We start from the raw sequence: 24082 nt of genomic DNA, 5'->3' as shown, positions 1-24082 counted from the left end.
GTGAAGCACCCGAACCTTGAACATTCGTACGAACCGACCGCGACGGACTTGGGGATATCGGTCGGTCGATTCGCGATGAGTTTGGACGAGATGGCTAGTGGGGATGTCTATGAAATCAGCTAGCAGCGGACGTTTGCGACATCTTAAAACAAAAAAAGGGCTAGGCGTTAGCCTAGCGGAATCAGGGGGGAATACTTGAAGTCTTGCTTGATTTGTATTTACCCTGAGGTGCGACTTTGAAACGTCAAAATAATCCTAAATAATCTTTTTTACTATTTTCTACACTTTATCGAAAAAAGTATGTTATAGTAAGTTGATGAATTTAGCATAGGAGTGTTTGTAATGGCAAAATACGAAAAAGATCAAGTTTTAAAAGGTAAAGTAACAGGAATTCAACCTTTCGGTGCGTTCGTCGCACTCGACGACGAGACACAAGGTCTTGTCCACATCTCTGAAATCTCACACGACTACGTGAAAGACGTGAACGAGTACGTTCAAGTCGGCCAAGAAGTTGAAGTGAAAATTCTTGATGTTGATGAAGCATCTAAGAAAATCAAGCTTTCAATGAAAGCGACACAAGAAGCACCAAAACGCGAGAAGTCGGCTAAGCCAGCTCGTCGTGGCGCACCACGCCGCAACGAAGCTTCAAACTTCAAGCAAGAAGAAGCGCCAGGCTTCACAGTCCTTAAGGACAAGCTCGAAGACTGGATCAAAAACACGAACTTCAAAAAGTAAGTGATGAAAGGCGGCCTATTCCAAATAGGTCGCCTTTTTTTTTGTACAGGAAATTGAACAGATGTTCCCGAAAGAGATAGAGAAAGGAGTAGATTTACATGAAAATTGGAATCATCGGGACGGGCGGTATCGCCACAAACGCACACATCCCGCATTACATCGCGGCCGGGGCGGACGTCGTCGCGGTCATGAACCGGACACGGGAGCGCGGGGAGGCGGTTGCCCGTCAGTTCGGGATCGAACGGGTTTATGACACGGTAGCGGACATGCTCGCAAACGAGCAGCTTGATGCGGTCAGCGTCTGCACACCGAACGCCCTGCATAAAGACCATGTCATCCAGGCGCTCGATGCCGGTTGTCACGTCCTTTGCGAGAAACCGCCGGCCATCTCGGAGCGTGAGGCGGACGAGATGCTACAAGCGGCCAAGCGGGCCGGCCGGACGCTCCATTACGGCTTCCATTTCCGGCATCGGACGGACACGCAACTGCTGAAACGTTTGATTGACTCAAATGAACTCGGTCACATCTATGCGGCGACCGCGCTCGCCCTAAGGCGCCGTGGCATCCCGGGTTGGGGCGTGTTCACGGACAAAGAACTTCAAGGAGGCGGGGCGCTGCTTGATATCGGCGTCCATATGCTCGACCTCGCCCTCTATTTGATGGATTATCCGAAACCGGTCGACGTGGTCGGTCACGTCGGACAGTATCTTGGGACGCGTCCTGGTGTCGGTCTGATGGGCGACTGGGACGCCGACAACTTCTCGGTTGAAGACACGGCCCGGGCGATGGTCACGTTCGAGAACGGGGCCTCACTCTTTTTAGACGCGAGCTTCATGGCGAACATCGGGCCGAAGGATACGATGAACGTGGAACTGAGAGGGACAGCCGGCGGGGCGTCGTTGTTCCCGCTCACGATCCATACGGAAGAACATGGCGCTCTGTTTGACAAGACGCCGGCTCATTTGACGTTACAAGACCCGTACGCGACACAGATTCGCTCCTTCCTTGAGGCGTGTCGGCATGAGCCGTCATACGAGCAGGCCGAACAGGCGGTCCTGCTTCATCAAATCATCGACCGCATATACAGTCAGGGCTAATCACTTTTCAATCCAGAAAAACAGGGTATATAGTGTAGGTGTTACATATTTTTGAAGGAGGATGACTTATGCACAACTTTGAATACAAAAACCCAACGAAATTGATCTTCGGGACGCATCAGATCGAGAAGCTCACAGGCGAGCTCAAAGCGCTTGACGCGAAGAAAGTGATGCTCGTCTATGGAGGCGGGAGCATCAAGAAGAACGGGACGTATGAGGAAGTCGTTGCTGAATTAAATAAAGCGGACATCGAGTTCGTCGACTTCTCAGGTGTCGAACCGAACCCGCGGATTGAAACGGTGAGACGTGCGGTCACGAAAGCGCGCGAAGAAGGCATCGACGCCTTGCTCGCGGTCGGCGGCGGTTCAGTCATCGATTGCACGAAATTGATCTCGGCAGCGATCCCGTATGACGGCGACGCATGGGACATCGTCCTCCGTGACCATATCCCGACTGAAGCGGTACCGTTCGGGACGGTGCTCACGCTCGCGGCGACAGGTTCTGAGATGAACTCCGGTTCGGTCATCACGAACTGGGAGACGCAAGAGAAATATGGTTGGGGCCACCCGCTCGTCTATCCGACGTTCTCGATCCTAGACCCGCGCTATACCGTGTCGGTGCCGAAAGACCAAACGATCTATGGCATCGTCGACATGATGAGCCATTGTTTCGAGCAGTACTTCCACCCGAACCACGCTCCGGTCCAAGAGCGGATGACCGAAGGCGTCTTGAAAGCGGTCGTCGAGTCGGCACCGAAGCTCGTCGACGACTTAGAGAACGTCGACTTGCGTGCCATCATCTTGTTCGCAGGCACGATCGCCTTGAACGGGGTCTTGCAGATGGGCGCTTCTGGTGACTGGGCGTCGCACAACATCGAGCACGCCGTTTCGGCTGTCCATGACATCCCGCACGCCGGCGGTCTCGCCATCCTCTTCCCGCGCTGGATGGAGCACGTCCTTGAAGAAGACAACGCGGCACGGTTCGCACGACTCGGGACAGAAGTGTTCAACGTCGAACCGGGTGCGACTGACCTCGAGACAGCGAAACGCACGATCACAGCGGTTCGTACTTTCTTCGACCAACTTGGTGCGCCAAGTTCACTCCGCGACTATGAGATCGACGAGTCGACGTTTGAGGCGATCCTTGATTCAGCGATGAAGCGTGGAGCGTTCGGACGTTTCCGTACACTCGAACGCGAAGACGTGGCTGCGATTCTTGAATTGAGCAAATAAGGCGATTTGATGCCTATTTTGCAATAATGATTGAACGAATCCGTCGTTTCCGTTTATGATGGGTCATGTATGGCTCTTAGATGAGCGATTTAAAGGAGGAAATGCCATGTCAACAGTACGTTTCGATTATTCTAACGCCCTGTCTTTCGTCGGGGAACACGAAGTCGATCAAATGCAAGAAACGGTGAAAGCACTCCATTCGGTCATCCACGACCGGAGCGGTGCCGGCAGCGATTTTCTAGGCTGGGTCGACCTTCCAACGAATTTTGATACGGATGAGTTCGCACGCATCAAGGCGGCCGCTGAACGAATCCGTGACAACTCGGACGTCCTCGTCGTCGTCGGAATCGGTGGGTCGTATCTCGGCGCTCGTGCAGCCATCGAGATGCTGCAACATTCATTCTTCAACGTGTTGTCAAAAGAGGAGCGTAACGCCCCGCAAGTCTTCTTCGCGGGCCACAACATCTCGTCAACGTACATGACGGAGTTGCTTCAAGTACTTGAAGGCAAAGAAGTCTCAGTCAACGTCATCTCGAAATCGGGAACGACGACAGAGCCGGCAATTGCTTTCCGTGTCCTCAAGCAGTTCATGGAAGAGAAGTACGGCCAAGACGGCGCACGCGAGCGCATTTATGCGACGACAGACCGTGCCCGTGGCGCTTTGAAGACGCTCGCTGATGCAGAAGGTTACGAGACGTTCGTCATTCCGGACGATGTCGGTGGACGGTTCTCTGTCCTCACACCAGTCGGTTTGCTTCCAATCGCGGCGGCAGGCATCGATATCGATGCCCTCATGGAAGGTGCGCGTGACGCGGAAAATGCCTACAGTTCACCTGAACTTTCAGAGAACGAGGCGTATCAGTACGCGGTCGTCCGTAACGCCATGTATGCGAAAGGTAAATCGATCGAACTTCTCGTCAACTACGAGCCGGCACTTCACTATGTATCAGAGTGGTGGAAACAGCTTTACGGCGAGTCGGAAGGCAAAGACAACAAAGGGATCTTCCCGGCGGCAGTTGACTTCTCGACTGACCTCCACTCGATGGGACAATACATCCAAGAAGGTCGCCGCGACTTGTTCGAGACGGTCATCCGTGTCACGAACGTCCGTCACGCGTTGAACGTCCCTGAAGACGCACAAGACCTCGACGGCTTGAACTTCCTTGCCGGTGAGACGATCCAATTCGTCAACGACAAGGCGACGGAAGGAACGCTCCTCGCCCACACGGACGGAAACGTGCCGAACCTCGTCGTCGAATTGCCAGAGATGACGCCATATCATCTCGGCTACTTGTTCTACTTCTTCGAGAAGGCGTGCGCGATGAGCGGCTACATTCTCGGAGTCAACCCGTTCAACCAGCCAGGTGTTGAAGCATATAAAGCGAACATGTTCGCGTTGCTTGGAAAACCAGGTTACGAAGAACAAAAAGCTGAGCTTGAAAAGCGCTTAAACCAATGATTTGTTGTAGGTCCGCCTCGGCGGGCCTATTTTTTTGTTTGAAACTAGGGTGAGACAAGGTAAAGTGAGAGTAGACACGGGAAAGAAAGGGATGGACTATGTTGACATTCACGGACTACTATCACAATAAAGTCGAGTTGAGCTTCGAGCACTATCCATTTTCGGATACGCCGCTTCACGTCTGGGTCGTCGCCCGCTATGCGGACAAATGGGTGCTCACGAAGCATAAGCAGCGCGGACTCGAATTTCCGGGAGGGAAAGTCGAACCCGGAGAACACGAGGATGACGCGGCGATTCGGGAAGTGTACGAGGAGACGGGAGGCATCGTCAAGACGCTCCATTATTTAGGGCAGTACCGGGTGCTCGGGCGTGGTGACACCGTCATCAAAAATATTTATTTTGCGGAGATCGAGCGGTTCGAGGATCATCCGGCCGTCGATGAGACCGATGGGGCCGTCTTGTTGGACACGTTACCGACGAACCTGCTCCGTAACGGCCGCTACAGTTTCATGATGAAAGATAAAGTGTTGCCCGAGACGATGAAAGTACTCCATGACAAAAAGTTGGTTTGATCGAGTCGACGTCCTGCCTCCTTATGCGGGATACCCCGTTCATCGAGGTTGGTACGAGACGAGTGACGGGGAAGAAGTCGTCGCCTACACGATCACGCCAAAACGCCCAAACGGCCAGGTCCTGTTTTATTTACGAGGCGGCACCGGAAGGATCGGTGACGTCCGGTTGCCTCGGCTGATGCAATTCGCGGCGAAAGGGTTCCATGTCGTGGCGCCGGTCTATCGCGGAAACCACGGGGGGACCGGGAAAGAGGATTTCGGAGGCGCCGACTTAGAGGACGTCGTGTCTCTGTATGACCGCGTTAGCCGGACGCACGAGACGATCCACGCCCTCGGCTTTTCCCGGGGCGGCATGATGGCGTTGTCGCTCGCATCAAAACGTCCCGTCACGTCGGTCACGTCGTGGGCGGGTGTGACGAATTTGGAGTGGACGTATGAAGAACAGCGTTCGATGCGGAAGATGTTGCGCCGGATGACCGGGGGAGACCCGGAGGCGGTCCATGAGGCGTATGTCGAACGGTCTCCGCTCTTCAAAGACTGGCAGGCGCCGACGCTACTCATTCATGGGACGGACGACGAGCAAGTCCGGCTTCGTCATGCGACCGCCCTCGCCGACAAGATCGGTTCGCAAGCAGAGCTTTGGATCTTGCCGTTCGCCCATCAGCTCCCGTTCTGGGAAAAATGGAAGACGACGGACCGAGCGATGGATTGGATGTTGGCGATTGCAAGAAAAAAATGACTAGTACCCGAGCGGGGTACTAGTCATTTTGAGTTAAAAGACGATTGGGCCGGCCGCGATGACTTTCTCACTCGCTTTCGTGAATCGTTTAAAGTTTTGTTGGAACTTCAAGGCGAGCGCTCGCGCTTCGACATCGTAATGAGCCGTATCTTTCCAAGTGTCACGTGGGTTGAGCACGTCTTGTGGGACGCCATCGATATGGACCGGGATGTCGACGTTGAAGATGTCGTGCTTCACAGTGTCGACGGCACGCAATTGACCGTTGATCGCGGCGTTCACCATGGCCCGTGTGTAGCTGAGCTTCATACGTGACCCTTCACCGTAAGCCCCGCCGGTCCAACCCGTGTTGACGAGGTAGACGTCGACGTTATGCTGCTCGATCAACTTACCGAGCATGTCGGCGTACCGTTCCGGGGCGAGCGGCAAGAACGGTGAGCCGAAGCAAGTCGAGAACGTTGCTTGTGGCTCAGTCACGCCGCGCTCCGTGCCGGCTAGTTTTGACGTGTAGCCGGATAGGAAGTGATACATCGCCTGCTCTTTCGTCAACTTGCTGATCGGCGGGAGCACCCCGTAAGCATCGGCCGTCAAGAAGACGATCGTGTTCGGGTGACCGGCCCGTGAAGGGAGCATCGCGTTATCGATAAATTGAATCGGGTAAGCTGCTCGCGTGTTCTCGGTAAGCGAGATGTTTTTGTAGTCGGCTGAGCGGTCTTCGTTCAAGACGACGTTTTCAATCAACGAGCCGAAACGGATGGCGTCATAAATTTGCGGCTCGTTCTCACGCGACAAGTTGATCGTCTTGGCGTAGCAACCGCCTTCGATGTTGAAGATGCCGTCTGGCGACCAACCGTGCTCATCGTCACCGATGAGATGACGTTCCGTATCGGCCGAGAGCGTCGTCTTGCCCGTGCCCGATAGTCCGAAGAAGAGCGCCGTCTCCCCGGCGTCCGAGACGTTGGCCGAGCAATGCATCGACAAGACGTGCTGTTCAGGTAATAGGAAGTTCATGACCGAGAAAATCGATTTTTTAATTTCGCCGCCGTATTCTGTTCCCCCGATCAGAATGGTACGTTTGGCGAACGAGACGAGGATAAACGTTTCTGAGTTCGTCCCGTCAACTGTTGGATCGGCCTTGTAGCTCGGTGCATAAATGACCGTGAATGGGTCAAACGCAGCTCTCGTCGGCCACTCTCGCAAGAACAACTGTTTCGCGAACAAGCTGTGCCACGCATACTCGGTGATGGCGCGTACAGGTAGCGTGTAGTGCTCGTCAGCTCCAGCCGAAGCTTCGAGATAATACAGCTTCTGTTTCGTCTCGAGATGAGTGAGGACTTTGTCGAGAAGAGCGGTGAACTTGTCTTCTGCGATCGGCTGATTGACCGGACCCCAGTCCACTAACGAGTTGCTGACTTCATCTTGGACGACGAATTTGTCTTTCGGTGACCGCCCTGTGAATTTCCCTGTACTGACCGATAAAGCCCCGTCTTTCGTCAGTACGCCTTCACCGTTACGAATGGCTTCTTCCACCAGTTCTGGAACCGTTAAGTTCCGTAATACATCGGCACCCTTAATTAATTCTTCGATTTTCAGGAGCGTAGTCGCCATCCTGAATCCCACCTTTCCCCTAAATAGATGTGGATGAAATCCGCATACTTCCGCGATTAATTAGTATGACACTTTTTATTATATGTGACACACTAATCAAAAACAAGCATTTCTTTACCCTTTAAAGTAAGCGCTTTCTTACAAAGACATTCTAACATATTCTGTATAAGCGGGGAGTGAAAAAACGGAAACCGTCAAAAAAATGTTTGATATTTCACAAACATAAATGATTTCCGTGATTACGAAGAAATTTACAAATTAAGCGGATACGCTTGACAGAACGGTATGGCATTTATATGATGGTGTTCGTAACGGATACTCTTATTCTGAGCGGTGGAGGGAACAAGGCCCTACGAAGCCCAGCAACCGTCCGATCCTGTAGTCTTTTTCGGAAAAGGTGCTATCCTGAAGCGAAGCGACAGCTTCGAACGATAAGAGGGTAAGGAAGAACGATTCAACCTTTCCCATTGAACGTGGCGAAAGGTTTTTTTCATTACCGTCCCAAAGCAACGCGTAAGGGGAACGAGTACCGTCCACACATCACCCTTATTAATAGGAGGTTTTTCGAAATGTCAAACTTGAACCGTCGACTTTTCACTTCGGAGTCCGTCACTGAAGGACATCCGGATAAAATTTGTGACCAAATCTCAGATGCGATTTTGGATGCAATTTTGGCTGAAGATCCAAACGCCCGCGTTGCGGCTGAGACGTCTGTCACGACAGGTCTCGTGCTCGTAGCTGGTGAAATCACGACATCGACTTACGTGGATATCCCGAAAGTTGTACGTGAAACTGTTCGTGAGATCGGCTACACGCGCGCCAAATATGGTTTTGACGCTGAGACTTGTGCTGTACTCACAGCAATCGACGAGCAGTCGGCAGACATCGCACTCGGTGTCGACCAAGCGCTCGAAGCTCGTGAAGGTCAAATGACTGACGAAGAAATCGATGCGATCGGTGCCGGTGACCAAGGCCTCATGTTCGGTTATGCAACGAACGAGACACCTGAACTCATGCCGCTCCCGATCTCACTCGCTCACAAATTGTCACGTCGCTTGGCAGAAGTCCGCAAAAACGGAACGCTCACTTACCTTCGTCCAGACGGTAAGACGCAAGTAACTGTCGAATACGACCAAGACAACAACCCGGTCCGTATCGATACGATCGTCATCTCGACGCAACACGCAGAAGACATCACGCTCGAGCAGATCCAAGCGGACCTTAAAGAACACGTGATCGAAGCAGTCATCCCGGCTGAACTCATCGACGCCGAGACAAAATACTTCATCAACCCGACTGGCCGTTTCGTCATCGGTGGACCACAAGGTGATGCAGGTCTCACAGGACGTAAAATCATCGTCGACACATACGGTGGATACGCTCGCCACGGCGGTGGTGCGTTCTCAGGTAAAGATCCTACCAAAGTTGACCGTTCGGCAGCATACGCGGCCCGCTACGTGGCGAAAAACCTCGTGGCAGCTGGACTTGCTGACAAAGCGGAAGTTCAACTTGCATACGCGATCGGTGTCGCACACCCGGTTTCAATCGCGGTGGACACGTTCGGCACTGGTAAATTGAGCGAGACTGAACTCGTTGAACTCATTCGTGAGAACTTCGACCTTCGTCCGGCCGGCATCATCAAGATGCTCGACCTTCGTCGCCCGATCTACAGACAGACAGCAGCTTACGGACACTTTGGTCGCACAGACGTTGAACTCCCATGGGAGCAGACGGACAAAGCGGCAGTGCTTGAAGAAGGCGCAAAACGTTTCGCATAAGCAATAAAAAACGACCTTTCGCGAGAAAGGTCGTTTTTTATTATGCTTGTGGTTTATTTTCGTTTGTTGCGTTCTCGTTGCCAAGTGCCGTATCTTTCGCCTCGACGACTTTCTCGCCAATATCTTGCAAATCTGATTTTGCTTCCTGGGCCGTCTCGACGACTTTGTTCACGTCTTGTTTGACCGTGTCGACTTCACCGACAACTTTTTCATAGACGTTTTGCACATCGGTCGACACTTCTTGAATCATACCTGAAGCCGATTTCACTTGCTCGATGACTTGAGACGCTTTACCGGCCGGATCTTCTTTGATCGTGTCGACGAGACCGCCGACAGACGACTTCGCATTCGTGAGTGACTGTTTCGTCGTCTCACGGTTCGACGAGCTAAGTAGGGCGATCAGACCGCCGACGAGCGCACCGAGAAGCATTCCGGTCACGACGTTGATTCTAGGACCACCCGAGTTGGTTTGGTCGAATTGGCGATTCGGGTTGTTAGCGTTAGCTGCGTGCGGATCGTTTTGTAATGTTGGTTCCATGTCTAAGCACTCCTTTGTAAGTTGGCATTGGTACTCATATACCCTAGTTAAAATAGAAAATAACGTTCTGCTTGATTTCGACACGAAAAAGTAATAGAAGGGCAGGATATTTTTTACGTGATGGGGAATGATAGTACTAGATTGGCCAAAAGGGGGAAGCTGTTATGAAGATGCGGGAAGCCGTACCAGAAGATGCCGCCACGATTCGAGATATCGCACTTGCGACCATCAGTGTGACAGATGACGTTCGGTCTAAGGTGATGGAGCGCGCCTATCAACAAGAAGAGATCGTCCGGGCCATCGGTTCGAGTGAAGAAGCGAAAGAACAGTTGTTCATCGTCGGTGAGGCCGAAGGAGACGTCATCGGGTTTTACCATGCGATCGACCGCGGTGATACGTGGGAAGTGCTTCGTCTCTATCTTCATCCGGCTCACCATCGCCAAGGACTTGGGGCAGAACTGCTGACGCATCTCCAAGAGCGGAAAGCGCAGCCGATCGAGCTGTACGTCGAGAGTTCGAACGAGCAGGCGATCGCGTTCTTAAGCCACCAAGCGTTCACCGAACTGAACCGAATTCAAGAAGAAGTGTACGATCAACCGATGGAGCTCATCCATTTGCGTTACGACCCACGCTAAGACTCCAGACGGATTTTCTTTCAAACATCAGTCAGCGGCTGATGTTTTTTGTTAGAATTGATGAGACATACTAATAATGAGGTGACAGCATGACATATGAAGAAGAATCACGAAAAGGGGTCATCGTGATCGTTTACCCGTTGCAGTTCACGTCCCGACTCAGCGAAGCATTTTTGCAGCGACTCAGTGTCGACTATGAGGTGCTCGTCGTGACCGGACAGACGGTCGGACTAACGGCAGAAGACCATAAACAGCTGATCAAGAACACGCTACGGGAAGCGAGTCAGTCCAAACTACCGATTCACGTCATCGCCTTCAGTCTCGGGGCGCTCTTGACGAACCGCCTCCTGCAAGAGTACGACGTGCCGCTCGGGAGTTTGACATACATCTCCCCGCTCTTTGATTGGCATTCGTCCCGCCAAATCGGCGGGCTCAAACAAGTCGTCGCCAGTGCGGTCGACCGGTTCCGCCCCGATTTGCCGCTCAGTATGATGACGTTCACCGGTGGTGGGGAAGAGTCATCTCGTTTCGGCGAGATCACATACGCGCAGTACCGCGAAATCGAAGAAGAGATCGTCGAGCATCAAGAGGAGAAGAAACATTTACCTCGCTTACCGCTCGCTTGCTTCTACGCGCCGGACGATCGTTTCGCCGACGTGAAGCTGACGTTGAACGTCTGCCGCAAAATCGGCGGCGACCAAGTCTACATCCGTCGACTCGAAGGGTTCCCGCACTTTGGCTATGAACGGTTGAACACGAAGTTCGCGGAGACGCTGTTAACGTTTTATGAATTGATTCGGGAATAAATAACAGGCGACTCGCGTGAGTCGCCTGTTTTCATGCCCGTTTTTCGATCGCCACGATGAATGGCGGATGATTGATTTGGTTGACGAAACCGTAACGGAGAACGCCGGCTCGTTTTTGGTCGAGTGACTCGACGTACGTGAGCACCTCGTCCCGCTCGACTTTCCCGCTCTCATGGCCATGGTAGATGACGACGACGATGACACCGCCGACGGCCATCACGTCGAGCAATTGCTCGAGGGCGTCGATCGTCGTGTTGCCGGTCGTTGTGATCGACTTGTCGCTCCCGGGCAAGTAGCCGAGATTGAAGACGGCCGCCGTGATCGGGCGGGTTTCATCCGCGACGACCGCCTTGACCGTGTCGTGGCTGTCGTGGACGACCGAGACACGATCAAGCAGATCGGCGGCGGTGATGCGGTCTGTCGTCGCCTTGACTGCCGCCTCTTGGACGTCAAACGCGTAGACGTGGCCGCTTCCGACTCGTTCTGCTAAAAACAATGTATCGTGTCCGTTGCCGGCCGTCATATCGATGGCGACGGCACCGTCTGTAACGTGTTCACTTAATAGATGCTTCGCGAACGGTAAAACTCTCATTAATCCCATAGATCTCATCCTTCTTTTTTCCTTGGAAGGAATCACGACGTTTCAACTCGGCGTTGATAGCGTTCAAGACGGCCATTTTGTGCCGGCTCCACGTCGGTCCGATCAATAAGTCGGGTGGACCGTCGCCCGTTAATCGATGAATCACGATTTCAGGCGGTAAGTACTCGAGCTGATCGCAGACGAGCGAGACGTATGTCGTCTCGTCCATGAGTTCGAGCAGCCCCAACTCGTATTGTCTGGCGAGCGGCGTCTGTTTTAAGACGTGGAGCAAATGGATCTTGATTCCTTGTATATCCATTTTAGCAACTTCTCGGGCCGTGTCGAGCATCATGTCTGGCGTTTCACCGGGAAGCCCGTTGATGATATGGACACAGACGGAAATGTTCCGGCTCCGCAGTTTCGCGAGACCATCGAGGAACGTCTTATAGTCGTGACCCCGGTTGATCTTTTTCGCGGTTGAATCATGGATCGTCTGCAGGCCGAGTTCGACCGTGAGTGACGTCCGCTCGTTCAACTCAGCGAGATAGTCGACGACGTCGTCTGGCAGACAGTCGGGACGTGTCGCGATCGACAGGCCGACGACGCCTTCTTCTGCGAGTGCCGGTTCGAACAGCTCGCGCAAGCGCTCTACAGGTGCGTACGTGTTGCTGAACGCTTGGAAGTAGGCGATATACGACGCCTGCTTCCATTTCCGATGCAGACGGGCCGTGCCCTCGGCGAACTGGACCGGGATCGGATCACAGGCGTTGCCGGCAAAATCGCCGCTGCCATCATCCGAACAGAACGTGCAGCCGCCTTTTGAGACGAGGCCGTCGCGGTTCGGACACGTGAAGCCGCCATCGAGCGGGACTTTGAACACTTTCTCGCCGAATTCGCGACGATACGCTTCATTTAATTTGTGGAATCTAGCTTGGCCAAACGGATTATTCAATGCTATCCTCTCCTTCCTTGCTCATGCTATCACAAGGTGGAGCTTGCTTTACTTCATAATAAGTAATTTTTCTTGACAGTTATGTAGCGTTCCGTTAGCTTGGAGAAGGACTCATCACAGATTCGGCCGTCGTGCCGGATTTTTTATCGTTTAAAGGAATGAAAGGAGTAACGGGTATGAACAATAAAATGCCGATTTCGGTATGGATTCTAGTCATTGCGATGGCGCTCAACACAACGGCGGCGTCTTTTTTATGGCCATTTAACACACTCTATATTAATGGATATTTAGGCGAGTCGATGACGCTCGCAGGTATTGCGCTGCTCGTCAACTCGGCGCTCGCGATCGCTGGTAACTATATCGGCGGGACGTTGTTCGACCGCATCGGCGGGAAGCGGACGCTCGTCATCTCGGTCGGGCTGTTGCTCGCGAGCTCGCTCGGCTTCTTATTGTTCCATGCCACGTTCTTCGGGTATTTGGCTTGGCTCGGTTTGATCGGGTTCTCGGGAGGTCTCGTCTTTCCGACCGTATACGCGTTTGCCGGTTTGATCTGGCCTGAAGGCGGTCGACGCTCGTTCAACGCGATCTACGTCGCCCAAAACGTCGGTGTCGCCCTCGGGACGGCGATGAGCGGTCAGATCGCGCGTATCAACATCGAGTGGATCTTCTATGCGAACTTCTTCTTGTCGGTCCTTTTCGTCGTTGTGCTGTTGTTCGGCCTGCGCTACTTAAAAAACCCGGGTCGTCCAATCGTCCAGTCTCAGCTCGAGGCCGCGGCGACGACGCTCTCTGGCGCGACGATGAAATCGATGTGGTTTGTCGCCATCGGTTATGCCGCACTCTGGTTCGTCTACGTCCAGTGGCAAGGAACGATCGCCGTCCATTCGAAAGACCTCGGTGTGACGATCAGCCAATATTCATTGCTGTGGACGGTCAACGGGGCGTTGATCGTGTTCGCCCAACCGCTCCTTAACCGGGCGCTGCGCTACTTTGAAGACGATTTGAAGCGCCAACTCGTCGTCGGTGCTGTCATTTTCCTCGCTGCTTTCATCATCGTCCCGTTCGCGGGAGGATTTACGATGTTCATGGTCGCGATGATCGTCATGACGATCGGTGAGATGTTCATCTGGCCGGCCGTTCCGACGATCGCCGCAAAACTTGCACCTCCAGGTAAAGCCGGACAGTTCCAAGGACTCGTCAACATCGCCGCGTCGGTCGGACGGATGATTGGACCGACGCTCTCAGGACTCACGTTCGATTTGCTCGGGATGAACGCTGTGTTTGGATTGCTGCTTCTACTCATTGTCACAGCGCTGTTCTTCTTTATGAAAATCAGTTCGTTGAATCGTCAAACTTGATTCGAATTGCACATCGACCGCGTATTCAATTCGCATGCGATGTTGCAATCTCATTTAAAATCTAGGTAAAGGATCCTTTCACATAATCGTTCCGTCGTTTCCTGTTTCTAGCCGATGAGGGGATGTACACCATGAACGAAGAAGTCAATTTACTCGTGCTCGCGACCCAATACATGTTTTGGGTCGGATTTGTCGGAATGGCCGCCGCGACGCTCTATTTTCTAGTGGAACGAAACAGCCTCGACCCGGAATATCGTTCCGTCGCCACGGTCGCTGCCTTGGTCACGTTTGTCGCTGCCATCCATTACTATTTCATGAAGGACGCCGTCGGGGATACGGGACTGTTGTCTGAAATCACAGGTTTCCCGACCGAGATTCGTTATATCGATTGGCTCGTGACGACACCGCTCTTGCTCGTGAAGTTCCCGTTGCTCCTCAGTTTGAAAGGGAAGATGAAGTCGGGACTGCTGACGAAATTGATCGTCGCCGACATTATTATGATCGTTTCGGGATATCTCGGTGAATCGTCGATCAACTTGAACGGCGGCTTCACGCAACTTGGATTGTGGGGCTATCTAGTCGGTTGTTTGGCCTGGATCTATATCATCTACTTGCTGTTCACGAACGTCACGAAAGCGGCGGAATCGTCGCCGGCCCCGATCCGGAAAGCGCTGCTCAACATGCGCCTGTTCATCTTGATCGGTTGGGCGATTTACCCGATCGGTTACGCGGTCACCCTGTTCGCGACCGGGGTAGAGGTTCAGTTAGTGCGTGAGCTCATCTACAACGTCGCCGACTTGGTCAACAAGGTCGGATTCGGATTGATCGCTTTCTTCGCAGTGAAAACGATCTCGACGCTCAAACAAATTAAAACGTGATTGTAAGTTCACATTGACGTGGATTTTTATCTTGCGCTAGAATGAAGAAGTGAGATAAAAATTGCGTTGATAAGGAATAGTATCGTAAGGTCGATATTGTAGAGAGCCGGTGGTTGGTGTGAACCGGTATATGGACCCCGAGAACTCGCCTTGGAGCTGTTCGCCTGAACGAAAAGTAGGGTGAACCGAAGTTACGCCTCGTTACCGGCGTCTCAAGTGGCAGACATGCAACATGGGTGGTACCGCGGAGAGCTTTCAAGCCTTTCGTCCCATTTACCGGGGCGGAGGGCTTTTTATTATGCAGAGGAGGAATAATTTTGAGCTATTTTAAACATCAAGACATCGAGCCGAAATGGCAAAAACGTTGGGAAGAGAAAGAGTCATTCCGGACGACGGAAGACCCGGACAAGGAATGTTTCTACGTCCTCGACATGTTCCCTTACCCGTCAGGAGCCGGACTTCACGTCGGTCACCCGGAAGGTTACACGGCGACAGATATCATCGCCCGTATGAAACGGATGCAAGGCTATAACGTCCTTCACCCGATCGGTTGGGACGCGTTCGGTCTTCCGGCCGAACAGTACGCCCTCGATACAGGAAACGACCCGCGCGAGTTCACGGAGCGTAACATCGGGACGTTCCGCCGTCAGTTGAAAGACCTCGGCTTCTCGTACGACTGGGACCGTGAGATCAGCACGACCGACCCGAAATACTACAAGTGGACGCAATGGATCTTCACGCAGCTCTATGAGCGTGGCCTCGCCTACGTCGACGAAGTGGCGGTCAACTGGTGTCCGGCCCTCGGTACGGTACTCGCTAACGAGGAAGTCATCGACGGATTGTCTGAACGTGGGAACCATCCGGTCTACCGCGTCCCGATGAAACAGTGGGTGCTCCGCATCACGCATTACGCGGAGCGGTTGCTTGATGATTTAGAAACACTCGACTGGCCAGAGAGCGTCAAAGAGATGCAACGCAACTGGATCGGAAAATCGGTCGGCGCCGAAGTCGACTTTAAAGTCGACGGGCACGATAAAGTCGTTACCGTGTTCACGACGCGGCCTGATACTCTTTACGGAGCGACGTACGTCACACTCGCGCCGGAGCACCCGTTCGTCAAAGCGATCGCGACGCCGGAACAACTCGTCGCGGTCGAAGCGTACGCGGAAGAAGTCTCGAAGAAGACCGATCTTGAACGGACTGACCTCGCCAAAGAGAAGACGGGTGTCTTCACGGGCGCTTATGCGGTCAACCCGGTCAACGGGGAACAACTTCCGATTTGGATCGCTGACTACGTCTTGTCGACATACGGCACGGGTGCGGTCATGGCCGTACCGGGCCACGATGAGCGAGACTATGAGTTCGCGAAGACGTTTGACCTCCCAATCCGTGAAGTCGTCAAAGGCGGTAACTTGGATGAGGCGGCTTACACGGAAGACGGCGAACATGTGAACTCAGGAGCGCTCGACGGTCTCAATAAAGTCGATGCCATCGCCAAGATCATCGAAGAACTCGAACTTGCCGGCACGGGCCGGGCGAAGACGACGTATCGTCTCCGTGACTGGTTGTTCAGCCGTCAACGCTATTGGGGCGAGCCGATCCCGATCGTTCATATGGAAGACGGGACGCTCAAGACGGTATCGATCGAAGAGCTTCCGCTCGAACTTCCGATCATCGATGAGATCAAGCCGTCAGGCACAGGCGAGTCACCACTCGCGAACGCAGACGAGTGGTTGACGTACACAGACCCGGTGACGGGTGAGAAGGGTCGTCGTGAGACGAACACGATGCCGCAATGGGCCGGCAGTTGCTGGTACTACATCCGCTACATCGATCCGCATAACGAAGACATGATCGCCGATCCTGAGAAGTTGAAACGCTGGCTCCCGGTCGACTTGTACGTCGGTGGTACGGAGCACGCGGTCCTGCACTTGCTCTACGCGCGTTTCTGGCACAAAGTGCTCTACGACATCGGGATCGTCCCGACGAACGAGCCGTTCCAAAAGCTTTACAACCAAGGCATGATTCTCGGTGAGAACAACGAGAAGATGTCGAAATCAAAAGGCAACGTCGTCAACCCGGACGATATCGTCAAATCACACGGTGCCGACACGCTTCGTCTCTATGAGATGTTCATGGGACCGCTTGATGCGGCGATCGCGTGGTCGACGAACGGCCTTGACGGGGCACGTCGCTTCCTCGACCGTGTCTGGCGTTTGTTCGAACAAGCGAAACTCGAAGACGTCGCTGCGACGGCCGACTTTGAGCGCACGTACCATCAGACGGTGAAAAAAGTGACGGAAGATTATGAGGCACTTCGCTTCAATACAGCGATCTCGCAACTCATGGTCTTCATCAACGAAGCTTACAAACAAGACACGTTACCGAAGCAAGAGATGGTCAACTTCATCAAGATGCTCGCTCCGGTCGCACCACACTTGGCTGAAGAGTTGTGGGAGCGTCTAGGGATGGCAGAAGAATTGACGTATGCGGCGTGGCCGACGTTTGACGAGTCGAAACTCGTCAGCGATACGATCGAGGTCGTCATCCAAGTGAACGGTAAGCTCCGGGCGAAGATGCACGTGACGCGCGACGCTTCAAAAGAAGCACTTGAGGCGGAGGCACTCGCGAACGAGCGTGTACAAGAGTTCACTGAAGGAAAAACGGTCCGTAAAGTGATCGTCGTCCCAGGTAAACTCGTCAACATCGTCGTAGGATAAGTTAAGGAATGTGTGACATTGTCACACGTTCCTTTCTTTTTGGGGATGCCGTTTTCTTTTTGAGGCGGTTTTGTTACACTAAAGGGCGACACTGAATATAAAGGGGACTAAGCGTCCATGAAACGATCTTACGTACTGTACACGACATTGTTTGCGGTCGTGGTCGGCGTGATTCTTTGTTACGTGTTCGTTTTTTCAGACGAAGACATTCAAAGCCAAATCGCTGCGACATTTGAAAAGATTGAGATTCAAACGAGTCATCAAGCGACGTCGATGCCTCCGGTTGAAGCCTCGCCAGACGAAGAAGACATCGATACGACCGATGCGCTCGAACAAATACAGAATATTGACGAGGTTTACTATAGCGACACGATCGGGGCTTATTTGGTCTTGACGAAAGATAACGACTTCTTTGAAGTGAGCGGAAACGCGAATCGAGTGAACGCTTCGCTCAAGCTCGAGACCGAGAATCAATCGTTCCCGCTCGGTGACTTTATCGGGATGCGTATGATTGCAGAAGATAAAATTTATGCCGTCACATCGACCGGTGTCATCGTGACGATCGAGCGAGAAGAAGGACGTTGGATGGAGCGCGAACGAAAAGCAATCGGCGGGCTTGTTTCGACCGATCGGCTGTTCGGGCTCGGTTACGACCAAGAGACGGAACGGCTCATCATCATGAACCGTACGGCAGCGGCACCGGATATCGAACTCATCTACGTTCAAGAACGGATTATGAAGGCGGAAACGCCGGATGAAGCCGAAGCGACACCGGATGAGGAAGCCGAACCAGCAACGGATGAACCGACCCAATCGGCTGAAGAAACGATCGAGACGGATGCTGTCTCTCCGGAAGACGAGGCACTTCAATCGGAAGGAACGGAAGAAACAGAAGACGTCGAACCGTTGACGGAGTGGACGATTGAATCACGCAAGCCGCTGACGACGGAAGGGATGAGTGCCTCGATTCAACAGAAGTTTGAGAAGTTCCGTGGGGTCGGTCTTGTCGAACGGCAAGGACGGATTTACGTCCTTGATTCGGAAGAACTCGTGTTATACACGATCAACCCAGGCGAAGGGACGATGAACGGTCAAATGGTGACGCCCCGCGTCTACGGTTCGACCGGCATGTTCCTGCAAGACAATGAAATTTTTGCAATCGTACGACCAGACGTGTTCGACCTTGACGCGTTCGTCTCGGTCGACTGATAGGAGCGGATCAAATGAGTAAACGTTATTTTTATGAAGAAGTACGTCAGTTTCACGAAACGTTCGGTCACCCGGAAGCAAGCGTGCCGAGCCCGCTCGAACTTGACCGGGCCGTGAAACGGTCGGTCTGGACGGCAGAAGAAGCGGTCGTCGAATTTTTGCACCAGTCAGCCCGGACGGAAGACGAGTTTTTGCAAGCCGTCGCGACGTTCCAACAAGGGTTTGAGAAAGCCGTGCACAAATCGCTCCAAGAAGCGCCGCCGACGAACGACGTCGACCGGCTCGTCGGTCAAGGGGACGCGCTCACGGACGCACTCTATTTCGTGATGGGGAGTTTCGTCGAGCTCGGGCTCGACCCGGTGCCGCTGTTTGAAATCGTCCAGCGTGCCAACATGGCGAAACTCGGCCCGGACGGATTGCCGATCCTGCGCGCGTCAGACAATAAAGTCATGAAGCCTGAAGGGTGGATGCCACCTGAGCCAGAGCTCGAGGCTGAGGTCCGTCGCCAAATGGCAGAAAAATAAGAGAGCGTGGTCACTAGGACCACGCTCTCAGATTGTTGATGAACCAAATCGTAAACAGCGATCTGGTTCATCTTTTTTTATGTTCGATGGCCTTAAGGCGCTCTGTCTAACATAAAATTGAAGTCGAGTCCGCAGTAGATCGATGTCGACCGTTTACGTTGCTCGTCAGACGGCGCCCCGACTCCTGCAGGAAAGCAATCCGCCGGAGACCCAGCAGCGACGTTAGTCGCGATGCGGCTCCGGGATTACCTGCGGAAAGCGTGGGCGCCGATAGGACGAGCGATATCACTCCTGTTAGTCCACGCTCTCTTTACGTTGTAGGCTCGAGTGTGGAGAATTCCGCCGCATGTGACCCGGCACAGTGGCCGGTCGTGAAAGCGGCCGTAATGTTATAGCCGCCCGTGTATCCATGAATATCGAGCACCTCGCCGGCGAAGAACAAACCGTCTGCTTTCTTTGACATCATCGTCTGCGGGGCGATTTCTTTGACCGAGACACCGCCACCCGTGACGAACGCTTTGTCGAAGTCGAGCGTACCTGTCGCGTGCAGCTCGAACGTCTTGAGACGCGTCGCGACATCGATGACCGATTGTCGTTTCAACTGGCTCGCGTCTTCTTCGCCGAAAGCGAGTTCAGCCAAGAGGAGGTCGAGCATCCGCTCCGGGATGAACCCTTTCCAGACGTTTTTGACGGCACGTTTCGGTTGGGCTTGCACTTGATTCCACAACTCTTGAACGAGCTCGTCGCGCGCTATGTCCGGGAACAAGTCGAGTGACAGTGCGACGATCCGTTCTTTGCTGCGCTTGCGTTCTTTGATCGTATACTGGCTGCATCTGAGTGCGATCGGACCCGAGATCCCGAAGTGGGTGAAGATCATATCGCCGCGGTGCGTCTTGATCGGTTTGCCTTTTTTACCGTGCACGGTGAGTGCGACGTCACGAAGCGACAGTCCTTGCAACTGTTTCGTCCCGATGAACGAATCGTTCAAGAGAATCGGCACTTCGGTCGGGAATAGTTCTGTGATCGTGTGCCCCGCTTTCTCGGCCCACGGGTAGCCGTCGCCTGTCGAGCCGGTGTGGGGGACAGATTGACCGCCGACGGCGATGACGCAAGCCTTGGCCTCGATTCGTTCCCCGTCCTCTAATTCGACCGCTTCGAACTCATTTGCTTCATTAAAATGGAGCGTCTTCACTTTCGCGTTCTTCCGAATCTCGACCCCGAGCGAATCGATGGCGCGGAGGAGCGTGTTGACGACGTCCTGAGCTTTATCCGTCACTGGGAACATTCGGCCGTTGTCTTCTTCTTTCAACGGGATGCCAAAGCCCGTGAACAAATCGATGATGGACTGGTTATCGAACTGGGCAAGGGCGCTATATAAAAAGCGGCCGTTCCCAGGAATGAACTGAATCAACTCGTCGACCGGTTTCCGGTTCGTGACGTTACAACGCCCGCCACCTGAAATGGCGAGCTTGCGTCCGAGCTTAGAGCCCTTATCGATCAAGAGTGTGTTCGCTCCGGCTTTCGCGGCGGCGTAGGTCGCCATCAGGCCGCTTGGGCCACCTCCGATGACGATGACATCTTTCCTCATAGTATCCCTCGTTTCTGTTTCAAACCAACTAGTAAAATTATCGTAACTTTATTATCCGCAACAGTAAGAGTATAATGAGAAACGGTTGTTTTGTAAAACAAGGACATTTCAAACGTTGTATGAATAGATGGAGGTATCTCATGTCATCAAGCGTCAAACAAGATTCAGGACGAGAATCCTTCGTCAAAGGAACGCTGCTCTTATCAGCCGGGAACTTGATTTCCCGTGCGCTCGGACTGCTGTACACGTTTCCGTTCCAAGCGATGGTCGGGATCGCCGGTGTTACATTATACCAAGCGGCATATACGTATTATGCGCTCATGATCGCCATCTCGACGGCAGGGATCCCAGTTGCCGTCTCAAAGTTCATCGCCAAGTATAACGCGCTCGGCGAATACGGCACGAGTCAACGGCTGTTCCGGCAAGGGATGAAGCTGATGCTCGTGACCGGTGTCGTCGCGTTCTTATTGCTCTTTTTTGCCGCTCCATGGTTATCGGAGCTCATGGTCCGCAATTCGGATAATAACCAACAATACATCGATTCATTGACGCTCGTGACGCGTAGCGTCAGTTTTGCGCTCTTGCTCATCCCGGCGATGAGCATGGTCCGTGGTTATTTCCAGGGACATCAAGATATGGCTCCTACGGCCATCTCGCAAGTCATCGAACAGATCGTACGCATCATGTTCTTGCTCAGCGGGACGATGCTCGTCTTGTTCGTGTTCTCTGATTCAGAGTTGATCCGTCCGCTTGCTGACACGCTCGGCGGGACGGCTGCGGTCGAGACGACCGAGCTGAACGGATTAAAAGTCCTCGCCGTGACGATTGCGACGTTCAGCGCCTTCATCGGTGCGATCGGAAGCATCGTCGTCCTCGCTATGTACTGGCGGAAACGGAAAGACATTCATCGACAGACCGACAATCCAGAAGGGACGCCGGTCCGTTCGATGAAATCGCTCTTGCTCGAATTGCTCAGCTATTCGATTCCGATCGTCATGGTCGGTTTATCGACACCGCTCTACCAGTTCGTCGACCAGTTGACGATGGTCAACACGCTCCTTAACGCCGGGAAATCGGTATCTGAGGCGACATCGGCGTTCGGTTTCTTGACCGGTAACGCCCATAAGATCGTCTTGATTCCGGTATCGATCGCGGCCAGTGTGTCGATGGCGACGATTCCGCTCGTCACTCGGTCGTTCACGCACGGGGACATGGATAAAGTCCGCAACCAAGTCAATCATATTTTCCAAGTGTCGTTCTTCGTGACGATTCCAGCCGTCATCGGACTCGTCGCGCTCTCAGAGCCTTTGTTTGGGACGCTCTTCCCGGGTGACCGGGAAGGGTGGGTCTACTTGCTCCATTACGCACCGAGTGCATTCTTCCTCGCCTATTACTCGGTCGCTGCGGCAATTTTGCAAGGGATCAATAAACAATACTTCACGATTTTCGCGACAGCGATGGGGCTCTTGACGAAAGTCGTCTTGAACGTCCCGTTCGTATACGCGCTCGGCGGCATCGGGGCCGGGTATGCGACGATTGCCGGATACATCGTGGCGATCATCCTCATGGTGTGGAAGATTCAGCGGGCACTTCAGTTTCCATATAAACAACTGTTACGTCGCACGATCCTCATGTTTGCGATGGGTGCGGCGATGTTCGTTGCGGTGTATGGGTCGTTGTTCGTCACGCTGAATGACCAACCAAGTTGGAGCAATGACATCGTTGCGACCGTCGTCGGCTTCGGGATCGGGCTCGTCGTGTATGGCTATCTCGGATGGAGAAGCCACTTGGCCGGGAAACTGTTAGGAAAACGATTCCAATATCGGAGGAAAAATAATGCGAATTGATAAGTTGTTAGCCAATATGGGCTATGGTTCACGTAAAGACGTGAAACTGTTATTAAAACAGGGAGCGGTTCGAATCGACGACCAACCTGTGAAAGATGCGAAACGTCACGTCGACACGGACAGTGAGACGGTCACCGTGCTCGGTGAGCCGGTCGAGTACCGTCCGTTCGTCTACTTGATGATGAATAAGCCGGCTGGTGTCATCAGTGCGACCGAGGACAAAGTTGAGTCGACGGTCATCGAATTGATCGACCCGGCTTACGCCCATTACGAGCTGTTTCCTGTCGGTCGTCTCGACAAAGATACGACGGGCCTGCTGCTCATCACGAACGATGGGGCGTTCAACCACGCTCTCATGTCACCGCGTAAACACGTCGACAAGGTGTATATCGCCGAAGTCGACGGTGAGATTGCGGTCGAGGACATCCGCACGTTCGCGGAAGGAGTCGCTCTCGAGGACGGATACACGACGAAACCGGCGCGTCTTGAAGTGCTCAGTCAGACGGGCCAAAAATCGGTCGTTCGCCTGACGTTGTCGGAAGGGAAGTATCATCAGGTCAAGCGGATGATCGCTGCGGTCGGTAAGCACGTCGAACAGCTCGAACGTGTCCAAATTGGACCGCTCGAACTCGATGAATCGTTACAGCCTGGTGAATACCGTGAACTGACTGAAGCAGAAGTCGAACAGTTTTTGTCATGAATCAGGAGTGAAAAGTGAGACCGGATGTCGGAAAGGCATCCGGTCTCATTTTTTATGTAAAAAAAGAGGCCCCGCTCGCGGAACCCCTTGTAATTATATTCAATTTGCCGTCTTCAGTGAACGTTTCGATGACGTCCACGTGCCGCGACTCGGACTTTCTACAAGATTGTTGTATTCAAGTACGTTCAAATCACGCTGGACAGTGCGTGATGTGATGCCGAACTCTTCTACTAGTTCTGAAGTGGTAACGCAATCCCTTTCGTTGATAAATAAATAAATCGACTTAATACGGGTTAGCATACGATCTGTTGAACCTTTCATTGGATGACCTCCCAATGCGTAGAATGGTGAAAGACGAAACCGACGGACGACGAATGAAATATGAAATTGTTATTTTCTAAAATTACATCTTAAGTATAACGCTCCTAAACAGAAAAGCAAGAGAAAAGAACGAACGATTTCAATGTAAAGAACATGTTATGAACGTAAATATCGAATGAAAGAACTGTAAATCATCGATTATATAACTG

The 24082-nt window shown here is 53.0% G+C and carries 23 protein-coding genes, 1 riboswitch and 1 other annotated feature; of the genes, 17 read left to right on the top strand and 6 right to left on the bottom strand.

Annotated elements, in window-relative coordinates; genetic code table 11:
* The 7 genes from EVJ23_RS15360 (at position 1) to EVJ23_RS02225 (ending at position 5834) form a co-directional block, all read left to right on the top strand.
* On the top strand, positions 1-123 hold the full coding sequence (locus tag EVJ23_RS15360; protein ID WP_255569834.1) for a hypothetical protein: 123 nt from the start codon (positions 1-3) through the stop codon (positions 121-123).
* A gap of 219 nt (positions 124-342) precedes the next feature.
* Positions 343-735, top strand: a complete 393-nt coding sequence (gene yugI, locus EVJ23_RS02250) for a S1 domain-containing post-transcriptional regulator GSP13 (RefSeq protein ID WP_016509788.1) — start codon at positions 343-345, stop codon at positions 733-735.
* Between the two features lie 98 nt (positions 736-833).
* Positions 834-1832, top strand: coding sequence for a Gfo/Idh/MocA family protein (locus EVJ23_RS02245; RefSeq protein WP_131463885.1), 999 nt, complete (start codon positions 834-836; stop codon positions 1830-1832).
* Positions 1833-1900: 68 nt separating this feature from the next.
* A complete protein-coding gene (locus EVJ23_RS02240) occupies positions 1901-3064 on the top strand; it encodes an iron-containing alcohol dehydrogenase (RefSeq protein ID WP_131463884.1) in 1164 nt (387 codons plus the stop codon).
* A 106-nt stretch (positions 3065-3170) separates the two neighbouring features.
* Positions 3171-4523 (top strand): glucose-6-phosphate isomerase, encoded by a 1353-nt coding sequence (locus tag EVJ23_RS02235; RefSeq protein WP_131463882.1) that lies wholly within the window; start codon positions 3171-3173, stop codon positions 4521-4523.
* A 98-nt stretch (positions 4524-4621) separates the two neighbouring features.
* A complete protein-coding gene (gene ytkD / locus EVJ23_RS02230; protein ID WP_131463880.1) occupies positions 4622-5095 on the top strand; it encodes an RNA deprotection pyrophosphohydrolase in 474 nt (157 codons plus the stop codon).
* Entirely contained in the window at positions 5076-5834 is a 759-nt protein-coding gene (locus EVJ23_RS02225; protein ID WP_131463878.1) for an alpha/beta hydrolase family protein, read from the top strand. Before ytkD ends, EVJ23_RS02225 begins: the two co-directional genes overlap by 20 nt.
* 33 nt (positions 5835-5867) lie before the next feature.
* Here the strand turns inward: EVJ23_RS02225 and pckA are convergent, their stop codons facing one another.
* Entirely contained in the window at positions 5868-7439 is a 1572-nt protein-coding gene (gene pckA, locus EVJ23_RS02220) for a phosphoenolpyruvate carboxykinase (ATP) (protein ID WP_131463876.1), read from the bottom strand.
* 318 nt (positions 7440-7757) lie between these two features.
* A riboswitch (SAM riboswitch) is annotated at positions 7758-7877 on the top strand.
* Between the two features lie 131 nt (positions 7878-8008).
* Here pckA and metK point away from each other — a divergent pair.
* Positions 8009-9217 carry a methionine adenosyltransferase gene (gene metK / locus EVJ23_RS02215; RefSeq protein WP_070329402.1) on the top strand — a complete coding sequence of 403 codons (1209 nt, stop codon included), beginning with the start codon at positions 8009-8011 and terminating at the stop codon, positions 9215-9217.
* 40 nt (positions 9218-9257) lie between these two features.
* Here metK and EVJ23_RS02210 read toward each other — a convergent pair whose 3' ends face one another.
* Positions 9258-9755 (bottom strand): YtxH domain-containing protein, encoded by a 498-nt coding sequence (locus EVJ23_RS02210; RefSeq protein WP_131441460.1) that lies wholly within the window; start codon positions 9753-9755, stop codon positions 9258-9260.
* 164 nt (positions 9756-9919) lie between these two features.
* On the opposite strand from EVJ23_RS02210, the gene EVJ23_RS02205 reads away from it, so the two are divergent.
* Together EVJ23_RS02205 and EVJ23_RS02200 are read left to right on the top strand one after the other, a co-directional pair.
* Positions 9920-10390: a GNAT family N-acetyltransferase gene (locus EVJ23_RS02205; RefSeq protein ID WP_071397869.1), complete on the top strand. Its 471-nt coding sequence runs from the start codon at positions 9920-9922 to the stop codon at positions 10388-10390.
* An 89-nt stretch (positions 10391-10479) separates the two neighbouring features.
* Positions 10480-11196, top strand: a complete 717-nt coding sequence (locus EVJ23_RS02200) for an alpha/beta fold hydrolase (RefSeq protein WP_070329405.1) — start codon at positions 10480-10482, stop codon at positions 11194-11196.
* A gap of 31 nt (positions 11197-11227) precedes the next feature.
* Here the strand turns inward: EVJ23_RS02200 and mnmM are convergent, their stop codons facing one another.
* Positions 11228-11797 (bottom strand): tRNA 5-(aminomethyl)-2-thiouridylate-methyltransferase MnmM, encoded by a 570-nt coding sequence (gene mnmM, locus EVJ23_RS02195; protein WP_070329406.1) that lies wholly within the window; start codon positions 11795-11797, stop codon positions 11228-11230.
* Positions 11751-12728: a tRNA modification radical SAM protein MnmL/YtqA gene (mnmL, locus tag EVJ23_RS02190; protein ID WP_131463874.1), complete on the bottom strand. Its 978-nt coding sequence runs from the start codon at positions 12726-12728 to the stop codon at positions 11751-11753. Before mnmL ends, mnmM begins: the two co-directional genes overlap by 47 nt.
* Before the next feature lie 176 nt (positions 12729-12904).
* Here mnmL and EVJ23_RS02185 point away from each other — a divergent pair, with 176 nt between their 5' ends.
* From EVJ23_RS02185 to EVJ23_RS02165, 5 genes are all read left to right on the top strand, one after another.
* A complete protein-coding gene (locus tag EVJ23_RS02185) occupies positions 12905-14086 on the top strand; it encodes an MDR family MFS transporter (protein ID WP_084812919.1) in 1182 nt (393 codons plus the stop codon).
* Between the two features lie 131 nt (positions 14087-14217).
* Positions 14218-14964: a bacteriorhodopsin-like gene (locus tag EVJ23_RS02180; protein WP_071397866.1), complete on the top strand. Its 747-nt coding sequence runs from the start codon at positions 14218-14220 to the stop codon at positions 14962-14964.
* Between the two features lie 57 nt (positions 14965-15021).
* Positions 15022-15239 (top strand) — a binding site (T-box leader).
* A gap of 42 nt (positions 15240-15281) precedes the next feature.
* Positions 15282-17684, top strand: a complete 2403-nt coding sequence (gene leuS, locus EVJ23_RS02175) for a leucine--tRNA ligase (protein ID WP_131463872.1) — start codon at positions 15282-15284, stop codon at positions 17682-17684.
* Between the two features lie 117 nt (positions 17685-17801).
* Positions 17802-18893 carry a hypothetical protein gene (locus tag EVJ23_RS02170; protein ID WP_131463870.1) on the top strand — a complete coding sequence of 364 codons (1092 nt, stop codon included), beginning with the start codon at positions 17802-17804 and terminating at the stop codon, positions 18891-18893.
* A 14-nt stretch (positions 18894-18907) separates the two neighbouring features.
* Entirely contained in the window at positions 18908-19417 is a 510-nt protein-coding gene (locus tag EVJ23_RS02165) for a pyrophosphohydrolase domain-containing protein (RefSeq protein WP_131441468.1), read from the top strand.
* A gap of 310 nt (positions 19418-19727) precedes the next feature.
* Here EVJ23_RS02165 and EVJ23_RS02160 read toward each other — a convergent pair whose 3' ends face one another.
* Positions 19728-21005 (bottom strand): BaiN/RdsA family NAD(P)/FAD-dependent oxidoreductase, encoded by a 1278-nt coding sequence (locus EVJ23_RS02160; RefSeq protein ID WP_131463868.1) that lies wholly within the window; start codon positions 21003-21005, stop codon positions 19728-19730.
* A 140-nt stretch (positions 21006-21145) separates the two neighbouring features.
* Here EVJ23_RS02160 and EVJ23_RS02155 point away from each other — a divergent pair, with 140 nt between their 5' ends.
* A complete protein-coding gene (locus EVJ23_RS02155) occupies positions 21146-22852 on the top strand; it encodes a putative polysaccharide biosynthesis protein (protein WP_131463866.1) in 1707 nt (568 codons plus the stop codon).
* Positions 22842-23552: a pseudouridine synthase gene (locus tag EVJ23_RS02150; RefSeq protein ID WP_131463864.1), complete on the top strand. Its 711-nt coding sequence runs from the start codon at positions 22842-22844 to the stop codon at positions 23550-23552. Before EVJ23_RS02155 ends, EVJ23_RS02150 begins: the two co-directional genes overlap by 11 nt.
* A 99-nt stretch (positions 23553-23651) precedes the next feature.
* On the opposite strand, the gene EVJ23_RS02145 is transcribed toward EVJ23_RS02150, so the two are convergent.
* Positions 23652-23873, bottom strand: a complete 222-nt coding sequence (locus tag EVJ23_RS02145) for a DeoR family transcriptional regulator (RefSeq protein WP_083274163.1) — start codon at positions 23871-23873, stop codon at positions 23652-23654.
* Between the last annotated feature and the right edge of the window lie 209 nt (positions 23874-24082).

The sequence above is a fragment of the Exiguobacterium sp. SH1S1 genome, assembly GCF_004337245.1.
GTDB lineage: Bacteria > Bacillota > Bacilli > Exiguobacteriales > Exiguobacteriaceae > Exiguobacterium > Exiguobacterium aurantiacum_A.
The sequence above is the reverse complement of the archived record's forward strand: the minus strand, read 5'-3'. Positions and strand labels throughout refer to the sequence as shown.